This window comes from Mesorhizobium sp. B2-4-12 (assembly GCF_006441575.1).
In the GTDB taxonomy this organism is placed as follows: domain Bacteria; phylum Pseudomonadota; class Alphaproteobacteria; order Rhizobiales; family Rhizobiaceae; genus Mesorhizobium.
In genome coordinates this window covers 91,515-107,723 of record NZ_VFVC01000015.1, presented here as the reverse complement: position 1 = coordinate 107,723, position 16,209 = coordinate 91,515, and the positions used below count along the sequence as shown (strand labels likewise).

The 16,209-nt window shown below is 62.3% G+C and carries 10 protein-coding genes and 1 pseudogene; 2 read left to right on the top strand and 9 right to left on the bottom strand.

The features are described 5' to 3' along the window. The 4 genes from FJ934_RS11915 to rpsL all read right to left on the bottom strand — a co-directional run. On the bottom strand, positions 1-752 hold a 752-nt coding region (locus FJ934_RS11915; protein WP_140609816.1), incomplete at its 3' end, for an elongation factor Tu. A 67-nt stretch (positions 753-819) separates the two neighbouring features. Beyond that, positions 820-2,910, bottom strand: coding sequence for an elongation factor G (gene fusA / locus FJ934_RS11910; RefSeq protein WP_140609815.1), 2,091 nt, complete (start codon positions 2,908-2,910; stop codon positions 820-822). A 29-nt stretch (positions 2,911-2,939) separates the two neighbouring features. Further along, positions 2,940-3,410: a 30S ribosomal protein S7 gene (gene rpsG / locus FJ934_RS11905; protein ID WP_008875664.1), complete on the bottom strand. Its 471-nt coding sequence runs from the start codon at positions 3,408-3,410 to the stop codon at positions 2,940-2,942. A 63-nt stretch (positions 3,411-3,473) separates the two neighbouring features. After that, positions 3,474-3,845, bottom strand: a complete 372-nt coding sequence (gene rpsL, locus FJ934_RS11900) for a 30S ribosomal protein S12 (RefSeq protein WP_006333356.1) — start codon at positions 3,843-3,845, stop codon at positions 3,474-3,476. Between the two features lie 473 nt (positions 3,846-4,318). On the opposite strand from rpsL, the gene FJ934_RS11895 reads away from it, so the two are divergent. Together FJ934_RS11895 and FJ934_RS11890 are read left to right on the top strand one after the other, a co-directional pair. Then, a complete protein-coding gene (locus FJ934_RS11895; protein WP_140609814.1) occupies positions 4,319-4,600 on the top strand; it encodes a transcriptional regulator in 282 nt (93 codons plus the stop codon). Between the two features lie 113 nt (positions 4,601-4,713). After that, entirely contained in the window at positions 4,714-5,649 is a 936-nt protein-coding gene (locus tag FJ934_RS11890) for a Gfo/Idh/MocA family oxidoreductase (RefSeq protein WP_140609813.1), read from the top strand. 96 nt (positions 5,650-5,745) lie between these two features. Here FJ934_RS11890 and FJ934_RS11885 read toward each other — a convergent pair. The 5 genes and pseudogenes from FJ934_RS11885 to rplJ all read right to left on the bottom strand — a co-directional run bounded on the left by FJ934_RS11885 (position 5,746) and on the right by rplJ (position 16,176). Then, positions 5,746-6,410: pseudogene (locus tag FJ934_RS11885) on the bottom strand (O-methyltransferase). Positions 6,411-6,495: 85 nt separating this feature from the next. Further along, a complete protein-coding gene (rpoC, locus tag FJ934_RS11880) occupies positions 6,496-10,692 on the bottom strand; it encodes a DNA-directed RNA polymerase subunit beta' (RefSeq protein WP_140609812.1) in 4,197 nt (1,398 codons plus the stop codon). Between the two features lie 143 nt (positions 10,693-10,835). Then, positions 10,836-14,972 (bottom strand): DNA-directed RNA polymerase subunit beta, encoded by a 4,137-nt coding sequence (gene rpoB / locus FJ934_RS11875; protein ID WP_140609811.1) that lies wholly within the window; start codon positions 14,970-14,972, stop codon positions 10,836-10,838. A 253-nt stretch (positions 14,973-15,225) separates the two neighbouring features. Next, entirely contained in the window at positions 15,226-15,603 is a 378-nt protein-coding gene (gene rplL, locus FJ934_RS11870) for a 50S ribosomal protein L7/L12 (protein WP_015317993.1), read from the bottom strand. A gap of 54 nt (positions 15,604-15,657) precedes the next feature. Continuing rightward, positions 15,658-16,176 (bottom strand): 50S ribosomal protein L10, encoded by a 519-nt coding sequence (rplJ, locus tag FJ934_RS11865; protein ID WP_140609810.1) that lies wholly within the window; start codon positions 16,174-16,176, stop codon positions 15,658-15,660. Positions 16,177-16,209 lie beyond the last annotated feature (33 nt).

Below are 16,209 nucleotides of genomic sequence, written 5' to 3'. Positions count from 1 at the left end.
GTCTTGGTCGTCGGACGGATGCCGATGATTTCCAGTTCCTCGCCGACCTTGACCACGCCGCGCTCGACGCGGCCGGTGACGACCGTGCCGCGGCCCGAGATCGAGAACACGTCTTCGATCGGCATCAGGAACGGCTTGTCGAGCGGACGGACCGGCGTCGGGATGTAGGCGTCGACCTGGGCCATCAGCTCGCGGATCGCGTCCTCGCCGATCGTCTTGTTCGAGTCCTCGAGCGCGGCCAAGGCCGAGCCCTTGACGATCGGAATGTCGTCGCCGGGGAATTCGTTCTTCGACAGCAGCTCGCGCACCTCGAGCTCGACCAGCTCCAGCAGCTCGGCGTCATCGACCTGGTCGACCTTGTTCAAAAACACCACGATCGACGGCACGCCGACCTGACGGGCCAGCAGGATGTGCTCGCGGGTCTGCGGCATCGGGCCGTCGGCGGCCGACACCACCAGGATCGCGCCGTCCATCTGCGCCGCACCGGTGATCATGTTCTTCACATAGTCGGCGTGGCCGGGGCAGTCGACGTGGGCATAGTGGCGGTTGGCCGTCTCGTATTCGACGTGAGCCGTCGAGATCGTGATGCCGCGCGCCTTCTCTTCCGGCGCCGCATCGATCTGGTCGTAGCGCTTGTATTCGCCAAAATACTTCGTGATCGCCGCCGTCAGCGACGTCTTGCCATGGTCAACGTGACCAATCGTGCCGATGTTCACATGAGGCTTAGTGCGCTCGAATTTACCTTTTGCCATGTGATGTCTCCATTTCCTGCTCGCCCATGCGGGCTTTGAATTGCGTTATCGCGGCAGCTCTTTCGAGTTACGCGTATTTCTTCTGGACTTCCTGGGCGACCGCGGTCGGGACCGGCTCGTAGTGGTCGAACTGCATCGTGTAGGCCGCGCGGCCCTGGCTCATCGAGCGCAGGTTGTCGACGTACTTGAACATGTTGGCGAGCGGCACCATCGCGTTGATGACGACGGCTACGCCACGCGCTTCCTGGCCCTGGATCTGGCCACGGCGGCCGTTCAGGTCGCCGATGACGCTGCCGACGTAATCTTCCGGCGTCACGACCTCGACCTTCATGATCGGCTCGAGCAGCTGCACGCCAAGCTTGGGTGCGGCTTCGCGGAAGCAGGCGCGGGAAGCGATTTCGAAGGCCAGAACCGAGGAGTCGACGTCGTGGTAGGCGCCGTCGATCAGCGTCGCCCTGACGCCGATCATCGGGAAGCCCGCGAACGGACCTGCGCCCATGACGCTCTGGATGCCCTTTTCGACGCCCGGAATGTATTCCTTCGGCACCGCGCCGCCGACGATCTTGGACTCGAACACGAAGTCTTCGCTCTCCGAATTCGGCTCGAACAGAACCTTGACGCGGGCGAACTGACCGGTACCACCGGTCTGCTTCTTGTGGGTGTAGTCCTGCTCGTGCTTGCGGGTGATCGTCTCGCGATAGGCCACCTGCGGCGCGCCGACATTGGCCTCGACCTTGAACTCACGGCGCATGCGGTCGACGATGATGTCGAGGTGCAATTCGCCCATGCCCGAGATGATGGTCTGGCCGCTTTCCTCGTCGGTCTTGACGCGGAAGGACGGATCCTCGGCAGCCAGGCGATGCAGGGCGAGGCCCATCTTTTCCTGGTCGTTCTTGGTCTTCGGCTCGATCGCGATCTGGATGACCGGATCGGGGAATTCCATGCGTTCGAGGATGACCGGATGCAGCGGATCGCACAGCGTGTCGCCGGTGGTCGTGTCCTTGAGGCCCGCCAGGGCGACGATATCGCCGGCGAAAGCTTCTTCGACGTCGGCGCGCGAGTTCGCATGCATCTGCAGCATGCGGCCGATGCGCTCCTTCTTGCCCTTGACGGTGTTGTCGACCGAGATGCCCTTCGAGAGCTTGCCCGAATAGATGCGGGCAAAGGTCAGCGAACCGACGAACGGGTCGTTCATGATCTTGAAGGCGAGCATCGACAGCGGCTCGTCGTCGACGGCATGACGCTCTATCTCGGCATCGGTCTTGGCATCGACGCCCTTGATGGCAGGCACATCGGCCGGCGACGGCAGGTATTCGACGACGGCGTCGAGCAGCGGCTGCACGCCCTTGTTCTTGAAGGCCGAGCCGCAGAACATCGGGAAGAACTTAACCGCGATCGTGCCCTTGCGGATCAGCGAACGGATCTCGTCATTCGACGGCATCTTGCCTTCGAGGTAGTTCTCGAGTGCCGTCTCGTCCATTTCGACGGCGGCTTCGATCATCTTCTCGCGATATTCCTCGGCACGATCCTTAAGGTCGGCCGGGATCTCGACGACGTCCCAGGCAGCGCCCAGGGTCTCGTCGCGCCAGACAAGCGCGTTCATCTCGACGAGGTCGACCACGCCCTTGAACTCGGTCTCGGCGCCGATCGGCAGCTGCATGACGACAGCCTGCGCACCAAGGCGCGAGCCGATCATCTCGACCGAGCGGTAGAAGTCAGCGCCGATCTTGTCCATCTTGTTGCAGAAGATCATGCGCGGCACGCGGTACTTGTCGGCCTGACGCCAGACGGTTTCCGTCTGCGGCTCGACACCGGCGTTGGCGTCGAGCAGCGCGATGGCGCCGTCGAGCACGCGCAGCGAACGCTCGACCTCGATGGTGAAGTCGACGTGTCCGGGAGTGTCGATGATGTTGAAGCGGCGCATCTTGCCGTCACGACCCTTCCAGAAGGTCGTGGTCGCGGCGGACGTGATGGTGATGCCGCGTTCCTGCTCCTGCTCCATCCAGTCCATGGTCGCGGCGCCGTCGTGCACTTCGCCGATCTTGTGCGACTTGCCCGTGTAATAGAGGACGCGCTCGGTGGTCGTCGTCTTGCCGGCGTCAATATGCGCCATGATACCGAAATTGCGGTAGTCTTCGATTTTGTATTCGCGGGCCATCGTAGCTGCCTCTCAGTCCTGTTCGCGCTTTACCAGCGGTAGTGTGCGAAAGCGCGGTTGGCTTCAGCCATCTTGTGGGTGTCTTCACGCTTCTTGACAGCCGTGCCGCGGTTATTGGCCGCATCCATCAGCTCGCCGGAAAGACGGTCGACCATGGTGGTCTCATTGCGGTTGCGAGCAGCCGCGATCAGCCAACGGATGGCCAATGCCTGGCGGCGCTCGGGACGCACGTCGACCGGAACCTGGTAGGTGGCGCCGCCGACGCGACGCGACCGCACTTCCACATGCGGCGCGACATTGTCGAGCGCCTGATGGAAGACGGTGACCGGCTCCTGCTTGGTCTTCGACTGAACCTGGTCGAGCGCGCCATAGACGATGGTCTCGGCGACCGACTTCTTGCCGTCATACATGACGGCGTTCATGAACTTGGTAACGATCAGATCGCCGAACTTCGGATCCGGATTGATCTCACGCTTTTCTGCACTGTGACGACGGGACATGGCTTTTGTCTCTCAATCTCTCATAGCCTGGCGCGTTCAAAACAGCGCCGAAGCCGGAAAACCTTACTTCGGACGCTTCGCACCGTACTTCGAACGGCGCTGCTTGCGGTTCTTTACACCCTGCGTGTCGAGCACGCCGCGGATGATGTGGTAACGGACACCCGGAAGGTCCTTGACGCGGCCGCCGCGGATCATGACCACGGAGTGTTCCTGAAGGTTGTGACCTTCGCCGGGGATGTAACCGATCACCTCGAAACCATTGGTCAGGCGGATCTTGGCCACCTTGCGCAGCGCCGAGTTCGGCTTCTTCGGCGTCGTCGTGTAGACGCGCGTGCAGACGCCCCGCTTCTGCGGGTTCTGCTGCATGGCCGGGACCTTGTTGCGCTTCACCGGCGCAATGCGCGGCTTGCGGATCAGCTGGTTGACGGTAGGCATTAAACCCTCTTGTCTCTCAATTCCGTGTCTCGCCCGGTCAGGGCCGCTCAAAGCGTGATTTCCATACGCAAATTCGGGCCACAAACCGCGCCTCGCGGTCCTGCCCGAACAAATCGCAGAGGAAGCGGAAGCCGCTTCATGCACGCCGGAAATGTCTTTTCGCTCGTAAGATGAACCCTGTTTGAGGCAAACTCCAAAGCGTGTCGCTTCGGAAAGGAGAGCCTCACATCGGTTCTGACTGGCCGGCTTCTACTCGCAAGCCCGCGAAGCGTCAACCCCGCAACGGCAAATATTGCATTGAAGCCGGGGCTTGGCAGCCATGCGAAAACCGCATGTAATTTTCTTTCGCCAATTTGCAAGGGCGAGGAAGAAAGTGACCAGCTTTTGGCTGTCGCGCGGCCCTGCTTCATGCGAAAAGGCCGCCTGAGCACTCAAAGTCCCCTCGCCCGGCCCTTGCCAGGAGGAATCAGTCCGTGAACGACAATGAAGAACGCCCGGTCACCATCATCACCGGCCGGGTGTGGAAGCGCAAAGGCGGCAAGGCGGAAGGCGTGCATGTCATGCTTGTCGCGCCCGATGACGATTCGGCGGTGCGCCGCGCCCTCGAATCGCTCGCCGCGGAAGGTTATGCCGAGGCCGAGCTCGACCAGATCGGCGACATGGACGGCGTGCCCGACGAGGAGCCGCACCTTTCGGCCTACCAGGGCGCGCTCGAAGGCGAAGTGTCGATCGTCACCTTCGACGAGCCGATATGAGAATCAAGTCCGGACGCGGCTGATGTCGACTGGACAGACGCGCTATCCTCCGCAAGTTGCCCGGCTGTCTTCTCGCGCATAGAAAAATCTGCCATTCCCATTCCGGAGCACACATGTCCTCGACCAATAGTCCCATCAAGCTCGGCATCATCGGCGTCGGCAAGATCGTGCGCGACCAGCACCTGCCGGCCCTGGCGAAAGACCAGACCTACCGCCTCGCCGCCGCAGCCAGCCGGCATGGCAAGGTCGACGGCATCCCGAATTTTCCCACCATCGAGGCGATGCTCGACGCCGTGCCGGAGCTCGACGCCGTATCGCTCTGCATGCCGCCGCAATTCCGTTACGACGCCGCGCACACCGCGCTCGAAGCGAAGAAGCATGTCTTTTTGGAAAAGCCCCCGGGCGCCACGGTCAGCGAAGTCGAGGACCTGAAGGCGCTGGCGGCAAAGCAGGGCGTGTCCCTTTTCGCTAGCTGGCATTCACGCTATGCGCCGGCGGTTGAGGCCGCGCGCGGCTTTCTCGCATCGACTCGAATCCGCTCGGCGGCAATCGTCTGGAAGGAAGATGTCCGTCGCTGGCACCCGAACCAGGACTGGATCTGGCAGCCGGGCGGGTTCGGCGTCTTCGATCCCGGCATCAACGCGCTCTCGATCGCGACCTATATCCTGCCGGCGATGCACATCACCTCGGCGGCACTCGACTTTCCAGAGAACCGCGCCGCCCCGGTCGCGGCGCAAGTCACGTTCCGCACCTCGAACGGTTTGCCAGTGACGATGGACCTCGACTGGCTGCAAACCGGCCCGCAAAGCTGGGACATCGTTGCCGACACCGATGCCGGCAAGATGTTGCTTTCCGGTGGCGGCTCCAAACTAGCCATCGACGGGCGAGTGGTCCATGAGGAGCCGGAAACGGAGTACCCGATGCTCTACAGGCGGTTCGCCGAAATCGTGCGCGCCGGTGTCTCCGACGTCGATCTCGCCCCACTGCAGCATGTCGCCGATGCCTTCATGCTCGGCAAGCGCAACGTGGTCGAGGCGTTTTTCGACTGATTGCTGCTCAACCCCCTGCCTGGGTCGACGTCTGCAATCTCGGATGGCTGAGAACAGGACTGAAGGCGCTCGTACATCCAACTCCGGTGGTTGCCTTCAGTAGACAATCGCGATGGCAAAGCCGTCGTAACCCTTGGCTCCAACGGTCTGGATGGCGGTGCCGTCCAGCCGTTTGTCACCGCCGATGAATGAAAAGGCCGCGCGTGCGCCTTCGACATTGGCGTCGCGGCCATCTTCGTTCACGACATCGCCGTCGCGGATGACGTTGTCGCAGACGATGACCGTTCCGGAGCGCGACAGCAGCATGGCCCAGTCCAGATAATTCGGGTTGTTCGGCTTGTCGGCGTCGATGAAGATGAGGTCGAACGGGCCGGCATTCTCGTCACTCAGTGCGGCGAGCGATTGCAATGCGGGGCCGACGCGCAAGTCCACCTTGTCCGAGACATCAGCCCGCTCGAAATTCGAACGCGCGACCTGGCATGGTGCGGATCAAGTTCGAGCGTCACGATCTTGCCGTCGGCCGGCAATCCGCGCGCCATCCAGATGGTCGAATAGCCGCCCAGCGTGCCGATCTCGAGTACCTTCTTCGCACGGCCGATGCGCACCAGCAGCGAGAGCAGCTTTCCCTGTGCCGCCGAGACATCGATCGCTGGCAAGCCCTGGTCACGATTGGCCGCCAGCACCGCGTCGAGGACGGGATCCGCCTCGAAGAGGGAGGAAACGATATAGTCGTCGACGGCCGTCCATGCATTTCTGCTCATGTTTCCCTCCTTGGTTGATTGTGAAACGAAAAAGCCGCCGGGTTGCCCCGACGGCTTCTGTTGCCTGAGATCCTTGCCGCCGCGCTTACTGCGCGGCGGTTGTCATGTCGGCGAGCATCGGCTCGGCCACCTCGACACCGGAGGCCTTGCGGCGCTCGTCGATGATGAGTTCGTCGCGCGAGGTGGCGATGCGCCGGATCTGGCTCATCGTGCCGCCAGTACCGGCCGGGATCAGCCGGCCGACGATGACGTTTTCCTTCAAGCCCTGCAGCATGTCGGTCTTGCCGGCGACAGCTGCTTCCGTCAGCACCCTGGTCGTCTCCTGGAAGGACGCGGCCGAGATGAAGGACGGCGTCTGCAGCGACGCCTTGGTAATGCCGAGCAGCACCGGCTGGCCTTCGGCCGGCTTCTTGCCGTCCTCGATCAGCCGCTCGTTGACCTCTTCCAGTTCGATCACGTCGACATGGTCGCCCGGGATGTAGGTCGAGTCGCCCTGCGTGGTGATTTCGACCTTCTGCAGCATCTGGCGAACGATCACCTCGATGTGCTTGTCGTTGATCGACACGCCCTGCAGACGGTAGACTTCCTGGATTTCGTTGACGAGGTAGGAAGCAAGCGCTTCCACACCCTTGATCGCCAGGATGTCGTGCGGCGCCGGATTGCCGTCGAGGATGTAGTCGCCCTTCTCGATGACGTCGCCGTCCTGGAGATGGAACGGCTTGCCCTTCGGGATCAGGTATTCGACCGGCTCAAGCGTCGAGTCATGCGGCTCGATGATGATGCGACGCTTGTTCTTGTAGTCGCGGCCGAAGCGGATCGTGCCGTCGATCTCGGCGATGATGGCGTGATCCTTCGGACGACGTGCCTCGAACAGCTCGGCCACACGCGGCAGACCGCCGGTGATGTCCTTGGTCTTGGCGCTTTCCATCGGGATACGCGCCAGCACGTCGCCGGGACGAACCTGCGCACCCGGCTCGACCGAGAGAATGGCCTCGACCGAGAGCAGGAAGCGGGCATCGCCACCCTTCGACAGCTTGCCGACCTTGCCCTTGGTATCCTGGACGACGATCGCCGGCTTCAGGTCGTTGCCGCGCGGCGTCGAACGCCAGTCGATGACCTCACGCTTGGTGATGCCGGTCGACTCGTCGGCCGTTTCCTGCACGGAAATGCCGTCGACCAGATCCTCGAACGCCACCTTGCCCTCGATTTCCGTGAGGATCGGGCGGGTATAGGGATCCCACTCGGCAATACGCTGGCCGCGCTTCACCTTGTCGCCATCGTCCACGAAGATACGCGAACCATAGGTGACGCGGTGCGTGGCGCGCTCCTTGCCGGCTTCGTCGAGGATCAGCACCGCCATGTTGCGGCCCATGACCATCTGCTGGCCGTCGGAGTTGCGCACCACGTTGCGGTTGCGGATCTCGACCTTGCCCTCATAGGAGGCTTCAAGGAACGAAGAGTCCACCACCTGCGCGGTACCGCCCATGTGGAAGGTACGCATGGTGAGCTGGGTGCCCGGCTCACCGATCGACTGCGCCGCGATGACGCCGACGGCTTCACCCTGGTTGACCGGGGTGCCGCGGGCCAGATCGCGTCCGTAGCAGACCGCGCAGACGCCAACCCTGACCTCGCAGGTCAGTGCCGAACGGATGCGGACCGACTGGACGCCGGCCTTTTCGATCTGCTCCACATCGCGCTCGTCCATCAACTTGCCGGCCTTGACCAGCAGGTCGCCGGTCACCGGATGATTGATGTCGTCGAGCGCGGTACGGCCCAGCACGCGCTGGCCAACCGAAGCGACAACCTGACCGGCATCGACGATCGGCTGCATGGTGAGGCCCTTGTCGGTGCCACAATCCACGGAGTTGACGATGCAGTCCTGCGCCACGTCGACCAGACGGCGGGTGAGGTAACCCGAGTTCGCCGTCTTCAAGGCGGTGTCGGCAAGGCCCTTGCGGGCGCCGTGGGTCGAGTTGAAGTACTCGAGCACGGTCAGGCCTTCCTTGAAGTTCGAGATGATCGGCGTCTCGATGATTTCACCCGACGGCTTGGCCATCAGGCCGCGCATGCCGGCGAGCTGACGCATCTGCGTGGGCGAGCCACGCGCACCGGAGTGCGACATCATGTAGATCGAGTTCATCGGCTTCTGACGGCCATTGTCCTCGAACTCCACCGCCTTGATGCGGGCCATCATCTCGTCGGCAACCTTTTCCGAGCACTTGGCCCAGGCGTCGACGACCTTGTTGTACTTCTCGCCCTGCGTGATCAGACCGTCATTGTACTGCTGCTCGTATTCCTTGGCCAAAGCCTCGGTGTCCGACACAAGCTTGGTCTTGGTGTCCGGGATCAGCATGTCGTCCTTGCCGAACGAAATGCCGGCACGGCAGGCATGGGCGAAACCGAGCGCCATGATGCGGTCGCAGAAAATGACCGTCTCTTTCTGACCGCAGTGGCGATAGACGGTGTCGATCATCTTGGAGATGTTCTTCTTGGTCATCTCCTGGTTGGCGGTCTCGTAGGGCACGTTGACGTTCTTCGGCAAAAGTTCGCCGATGATCATGCGGCCAGGCGTGGTGTCGTAGATCTTCGACACGACCTTGCCTTCGGCGTCGACCGTGCGGAAGCGACCCTTGATCTTGGCGTGCAGCGTCACCGCCTTGGTCTCGAGCGCGTGCTGGAGTTCGCCCATATCGGCAAACACCATGCCCTCGCCCGGCTCGTTCTGGTTGACGATCGAGAGATAGTAGAGACCCAGAACCATGTCCTGCGACGGCACAATGATCGGCGCGCCGGAAGCCGGATGCAGGATGTTGTTGGTCGACATCATCAGCACGCGGGCTTCAAGCTGCGCTTCCAAGGACAGCGGCACGTGAACGGCCATCTGGTCGCCGTCGAAGTCGGCGTTGAAGGCCGTGCAGACCAGCGGATGCAGCTGGATTGCCTTGCCTTCGATCAGGATCGGCTCGAATGCCTGGATGCCGAGGCGGTGCAGCGTCGGCGCGCGGTTCAGCAGCACCGGATGTTCGCGGATGACCTCGTCGAGGATATCCCAGACTTCCGGACGCTCCTTCTCGACCAGCTTCTTCGCCTGCTTGACGGTCGAGGAGTAACCCTTGGCGTCGAGACGGGCATAGATGAAGGGCTTGAACAGTTCGAGCGCCATCTTCTTCGGCAGGCCGCACTGGTGCAGCTTGAGCTCCGGACCGGTCACGATGACCGACCGGCCGGAATAGTCGACGCGCTTGCCGAGCAGGTTCTGACGGAACCGGCCCTGCTTGCCTTTGAGCATGTCGGACAGCGACTTCAGCGGGCGCTTGTTGGCGCCGGTGATGACGCGGCCCCGACGGCCGTTGTCGAACAGCGCATCGACGGCTTCCTGCAGCATGCGCTTTTCATTGCGCACGATGATGCCGGGGGCGCGCAGCTCGATCAGCCGCTTCAGACGGTTGTTGCGGTTGATGACGCGGCGATAGAGGTCGTTCAGGTCGGACGTGGCGAAACGGCCGCCGTCCAGAGGAACCAGCGGGCGCAGGTCCGGCGGGATCACCGGAACCACCTTCATGATCATCCACTCCGGACGGTTGCCGGATTCCATGAAGTTCTCGACGACCTTGAGCCGCTTCAGATACTTCTTCTGCTTCAGCTCGGACGTGGTCGACGCCAATTCCGAACGCAGGTCGCCCGCGATCTTCTCCAGATCCATGCCGGCCAGGAGGTCATGAATGGCCTCGGCGCCGATCATGGCGGTGAAGCTATCCTCGCCATATTCGTCGACGGCGATCATGTACTCTTCCTCGCTGAGAAGCTGGTGCTCCTTCAGCGCGGTGAGGCCAGGCTCGGTGACGATATAGTTCTCGAAGTAGAGGACGCGCTCGATGTCCTTCAGCGTCATGTCGAGCAACGTGCCGATGCGCGAGGGCAGCGACTTCAGGAACCAGATATGGGCAACAGGGGCCGCGAGCTCGATATGGCCCATGCGCTCGCGGCGCACGCGCGACAGCGTGACTTCGACGCCGCACTTTTCGCAGATGACGCCCTTGTACTTCATGCGCTTGTACTTGCCGCACAGGCACTCATAGTCCTTGATCGGGCCAAAAATGCGCGCGCAGAACAGACCGTCACGCTCCGGCTTGAAGGTGCGGTAGTTGATGGTCTCCGGCTTCTTGATCTCGCCGAACGACCAGGACAGAATCTTCTCAGGGCTGGCAAGCGAAATCCGGATGGAATCGAACACCTGCGCAGGCGCCTGGGGATTGAAGAGATTCATGACCTCTTGGTTCATGCCGTTCTCCTTTTCGGGGTCCTCGAAAACCCCTTGCATCTAACGCGGGCCGAATGCCCGCTGAGTGGTCGGCCCACGGCCGAAGAAATTGATGCATCCGGCCGCGGGAGCCCTCTCCCGCGACCGGATGTCTTGTTTACTCCCTATTCGGCAGCGTCGGGCAGCCGAACCGGTGCTTCGTCGAGCTTGGTGTTTTCCAGCTCGACATTGAGGCCGAGAGACCGCATTTCCTTGACGAGCACGTTGAAGCTCTCCGGGATGCCCGCCTCGAAGGTGTCGTCGCCTCTGACGATCGCCTCGTAGACCTTGGTACGGCCGGCGACGTCGTCCGACTTCACCGTCAGCATTTCCTGCAGTGTATAGGCGGCGCCGTAGGCTTCCAGCGCCCAGACCTCCATTTCGCCGAAGCGCTGGCCGCCGAACTGCGCCTTGCCGCCCAGCGGCTGCTGGGTGACGAGCGAGTACGGACCGATCGAACGCGCGTGGATCTTGTCGTCCACAAGGTGGTGAAGCTTGAGCATGTAGATATAGCCCATCGTCACCTTGCGATCGAACGGCTCGCCGGTGCGTCCGTCATAGAGCTGCGACTGACCGCTGGTGTGCAGGCCAGCCTGCTCCAGCATGGTGTTGATGTCGGCCTCATGCGCGCCGTCGAACACCGGGGTCGCAATCGAGACGCCGCGGCGCATCTGCTCGCTGAGGCGAACAATGCTCTCGTCGTCATATTCGCGGATCGGCTCGTTGCGGTCGTTGGACGGCATGAAGCTTTCCAACGTCTTGCGCAACGGCTTGATGTCGCCGCCCGCCTTGTAGGCGTCGATCAATTCGCCGATCTTCCGGCCCATTCCCGCGCAGGCCCAGCCCAGATGCGTCTCCAGGATCTGGCCGACATTCATGCGGCTCGGCACACCCAGCGGGTTGAGCACGATATCGGCATGCGTGCCGTCCTCGAGGAAAGGCATATCCTCGACCGGAACGATGCGCGACACGACACCCTTATTGCCGTGACGGCCGGCCATCTTGTCGCCCGGCTGCATCTTGCGCTTCACCGCCACGAAGACCTTGACCATCTTCATGACGCCCGGAGGCATTTCGTCGCCGCGCTGGACCTTCTCGACCTTGTCCATGAAGCGCTGTTCGAGCGCCTTCTTGGAGTCGTCGTACTGGCCACGCAGGGCTTCCAGTTCGCTCTGGAGCTTTTCGTTCTCCACGGCAAACTGCCACCACTGCGAACGCGGATAGTCGTCGAGCGTGTCCTTGGACAACGTCGAGCCCTTCTTGAAGCCCTTCGGTCCGGCGATCGCTTCCTTGCCGACGAGCACGTCGGAGAGGCGGGCGTAGACGTTGCGGTCCAAGATCGCCTGCTCGTCGTCGCGGTCCTTGGCAAGGCGTTCGATCTCCTCGCGCTCGATCGCCATGGCGCGCTCGTCCTTCTCCACACCGTGGCGGTTGAACACGCGCACCTCGACGACGGTGCCGAAGGTGCCCGGAGGCATGCGCATCGAAGTGTCGCGCACATCCGAAGCCTTTTCGCCGAAGATGGCGCGCAGAAGTTTTTCTTCCGGCGTCATCGGGCTTTCGCCCTTCGGCGTGATCTTGCCGACCAGGATATCGCCCGGCTGCACTTCCGCACCGATATAGACGATGCCGGCTTCATCGAGGTTCTTCAGCGCTTCTTCCGAGACGTTCGGAATGTCGCGCGTGATTTCCTCCGGACCGAGCTTGGTATCGCGCGCCATGACCTCGAACTCCTCGATGTGGATCGAGGTGAAGACGTCGTCGGCGACGATGCGCTCGGACAAGAGGATGGAGTCCTCGTAGTTGTAGCCGTTCCACGGCATGAACGCGACCAGCACGTTGCGGCCGAGCGCCAGATCGCCGAGCTCCGTCGACGGACCGTCGGCGATGATGTCGCCCTTGTTGACCCGGTCACCCATGCGCACCAGCGGACGCTGGTTGATGCAGGTGTTCTGGTTCGAACGCTGGAACTTCATCAACCGGTAGATGTCGACGCCGGACTTGCCCGGATCGAGATCTTCCGTCGCGCGGATAACGATACGGGTAGCGTCCACTTGGTCGACGATGCCGCCGCGGCGGGCGCCGATGGCGGCACCCGAGTCACGGGCGACGACCGGCTCCATGCCGGTGCCGACGAACGGCGCCTCGGCGCGCACCAGCGGCACGGCCTGACGCTGCATGTTGGAGCCCATCAGCGCGCGGTTGGCGTCGTCGTTTTCCAGGAACGGGATCAGGGCCGCGGCCACCGACACCATCTGCTTGGGCGACACGTCCATCAGATCGACGTTTTCGCGCGGCGCCATCATCACTTCGCCGGCACTGCGGCAAATGACGAACTCGTCGACGAAGCCGCCATTCTTGTCGAGCTCGGCGTTGGCCTGCGCGACATGGTGCTTGGCTTCTTCCATCGCCGAGAGATAGACGACGTCATTGGTCAGCTTGCCGTCGACGATCTTACGGTACGGGCTCTCGATGAAGCCGTACTTGTTGACGCGCGCGAAGGTGGCCAGCGAGTTGATCAGACCGATATTCGGGCCTTCCGGCGTCTCGATCGGGCAGATACGGCCGTAATGCGTCGGGTGCACGTCGCGCACTTCGAAGCCGGCGCGTTCGCGGGTCAGACCGCCCGGTCCAAGCGCCGAGAGACGGCGCTTGTGCGTGATCTCCGACAGCGGGTTGGTCTGGTCCATGAACTGGGACAGCTGCGAGGAACCGAAGAACTCGCGCACGGCGGCGGCGGCCGGCTTGGCGTTGATCAGGTCCTGCGGCATGACGGTGTCGATCTCGATCGAGGACATACGCTCCTTGATCGCGCGCTCCATGCGCAGCAGGCCGACGCGGTACTGGTTCTCCATCAGCTCGCCGACAGACCGCACGCGGCGGTTGCCGAGATTGTCGATGTCGTCGATCTCGCCCTTGCCGTCGCGCAGTTCGACCAGCGTCTTGACCACGGCCAGGATGTCTTCCTTGCGCAGCACGCGGACGGTGTCCTCGGCCTTGAGTTCGAGGCGCATGTTCATCTTGACTCGGCCGACGGCCGACAGGTCATAGCGCTCGCTGTCGAAGAACAGCGAGTTGAACATGGCTTCGGCGGTCTCGAGCGTCGGCGGCTCGCCCGGACGCATGACGCGGTAGATGTCGAACAACGCGTCCTGGCGGCTCTCGTTCTTGTCGACGGCGAGCGTGTTGCGGATGTAGGCGCCGACATTGACATGGTCGATGTCGAGGATCTGCACCTCCTGCTCACCGGTGCCGAGCAGCACCTTCAGCGTCTTCTCGTCGATCTCGTCACCGGCTTCGAGGAAGATCTCGCCGGTGGCGTAGTTGACGATGTCCTCGGCGAGATAATTGCCGAGCAGGTCCTCGTCGGTCGCCTTGATCGCCTTCAGGCCCTTTTCGCCGAGCTGACGCGCCTGGCGGGCGGTGATCTTCTTGCCGGCTTCGACAACGATCTCGCCCGTATCGGCATCGACCAGGTCGCCGACGGCCTTGAGGCCACGGAAACGCTCGACGTTGAACGGAATGCGCCAGTGGTCGCCGGCGCGTTTGTAGGTGATCTTGTTGTAGAAGGTCGACAGGATCTCTTCACCATCCATGCCGAGCGCCATCAAAAGCGACGTCACCGGGATCTTGCGGCGACGGTCGATACGGGCGTGCACGACGTCCTTGGAATCGAACTCGATGTCGAGCCACGAACCGCGATAGGGAATGACGCGCGCGGCGAACAGAAGCTTGCCCGACGAATGCGACTTGCCCTTGTCATGGTCGAAGAAGACGCCCGGCGAACGGTGCATCTGCGAGACGATAACGCGCTCGGTGCCGTTGACAATGAAGGTGCCGTTCAAGGTCATGAGCGGCATGTCGCCCATGTAGACATCCTGCTCCTTGATGTCCTTGATCGACTTGGCGCCGGTATCTTCGTCGATATCGAACACGATGAGGCGCAGCGTCACCTTCAGCGGCGCGGCATAGGTCAGATCGCGCTGACGGCATTCGTCAACGTCGAATTTCGGTCCTTCGAACTCGTACTTCACGAACTCCAGCATCGAGGAGCCGGAAAAGTCCGAGATCGGGAAGACCGACTTGAAAACAGCCTGCAGTCCCTCGTCCGGACGGCCGCCCTTGGGCTCGTCCACCATCAGGAACTGGTCATAGGACGCCTTCTGAACCTCGATGAGGTTCGGCATCTCCGCAACTTCCGGGATCTTTCCGAAGAACTTGCGTACGCGTCTGCGGCCATTGAAAGTCTGGGTATGGGCCATCGTCGCTCCTTAGCTCTAAACTCGGGGCGAACCTCGCCGCGGTTCGCCTTGCATTCCGAGCCACCTGGGCGGCGGCTCTCTGTCTGTTCTCCGGCCTCCCGTCGGTGGCCGGCTAAAACGGGAGAAAACCCGTTTCCTGAAGGCCGTTTCCAGGCCCTCAGGAAAGAGGTTCTCGTACATCTCGCGTTACGCGTCCTCCCTTCCGGGCGAAGGGAGTGGCGGGCGGCGCGAGGCCGCCCGCCGCTTGATACGCTTACTTCAGGTCGACCTTGGCGCCGGCTGCTTCCAGCTGGGCCTTGAACTTGTCGGCGTCGGCCTTGGAAACACCTTCCTTGACCGGCTTCGGAGCCGCTTCGACCAGATCCTTGGCTTCCTTGAGGCCAAGACCGGTGATGGCGCGGACTTCCTTGATGACGTTGATCTTCTGAGCGCCGGCCTCGGTGAGGACGACGTCGAATTCGGTCTTCTCTTCGACCGGAGCAGCAGCAGCAGCGGCGCCGCCAGCAGCGGCAACCGCCACCGGAGCAGCAGCCGAAACGCCCCACTTTTCTTCCAGAAGCTTCGACAGCTCAGCCGCCTCGAGGACGGTCAGCTTCGAAAGGTCGTCTACGATCTTTGCGAGATCAGCCATTGTTGTATTCCTTCGTTAGGTTCGAACGTGTGTTTGTGATAGCGAGGAACGGCCTCATGCCGCCTCGTCCTTCCGGGCGTAAGCGCCGATGACGCGCGCGACCGAAGCCGCTGGCGCATTGACGATCTGGGCGATCCGGGTTGCTGGCGTGGCGATCATGCCAACCAGCCTGGCGCGCAGCTCGTCGAGCGACGGAAGTGTGGCGAGTGCCTTCACACCGTCGGCGTCAAGCGAGGTCGTGCCCATTGCGCCGCCGAGAATGACAAGCTTGTCATTTCCCTTGGCGAAATCGGACGCGACCTTCGGCGCCGCAATCGGATCCTCCGAATAGGCGACCAGCGTCTGTCCCTTGAACAGGTCGATGATCGATGCGGAGTCCGTGCCCTGAAGAGCGATTTTGGCGAGACGGTTCTTCGCGACTTTAACGGTGCCACCGGCGGCGCGCATTTTCGACCTGAGGTCGTTCATTTGCGCGACGGTGATACCGGCATAGTGGGCCACGACCACTGAACCTGCGCCCGAGAACGCATCGTTCAGGCCCGTGACGAGTTCGCGTTTTTCCGCTCTGTCCACTGCCTATCTCCAGTTGACCCCCATCCTGTTAAC

Bases quoted from the DNA above. Each gene is read 5' to 3' on its own strand.
- rpoC (WP_140609812.1), bottom strand. From the start codon at position 10,692: ATGAACCAAGAGGTCATGAATCTCTTCAATCCCCAGGCGCCTGCGCAG.
- rpoB (WP_140609811.1), bottom strand. From the start codon at position 14,972: ATGGCCCATACCCAGACTTTCAATGGCCGCAGACGCGTACGCAAGTTC.
- rpsL (WP_006333356.1), bottom strand. From the start codon at position 3,845: ATGCCTACCGTCAACCAGCTGATCCGCAAGCCGCGCATTGCGCCGGTG.
- rplL (WP_015317993.1), bottom strand. From the start codon at position 15,603: ATGGCTGATCTCGCAAAGATCGTAGACGACCTTTCGAAGCTGACCGTC.
- FJ934_RS11890 (WP_140609813.1), top strand. From the start codon at position 4,714: ATGTCCTCGACCAATAGTCCCATCAAGCTCGGCATCATCGGCGTCGGC.
- rpsG (WP_008875664.1), bottom strand. From the start codon at position 3,410: ATGTCCCGTCGTCACAGTGCAGAAAAGCGTGAGATCAATCCGGATCCG.
- fusA (WP_140609815.1), bottom strand. From the start codon at position 2,910: ATGGCCCGCGAATACAAAATCGAAGACTACCGCAATTTCGGTATCATG.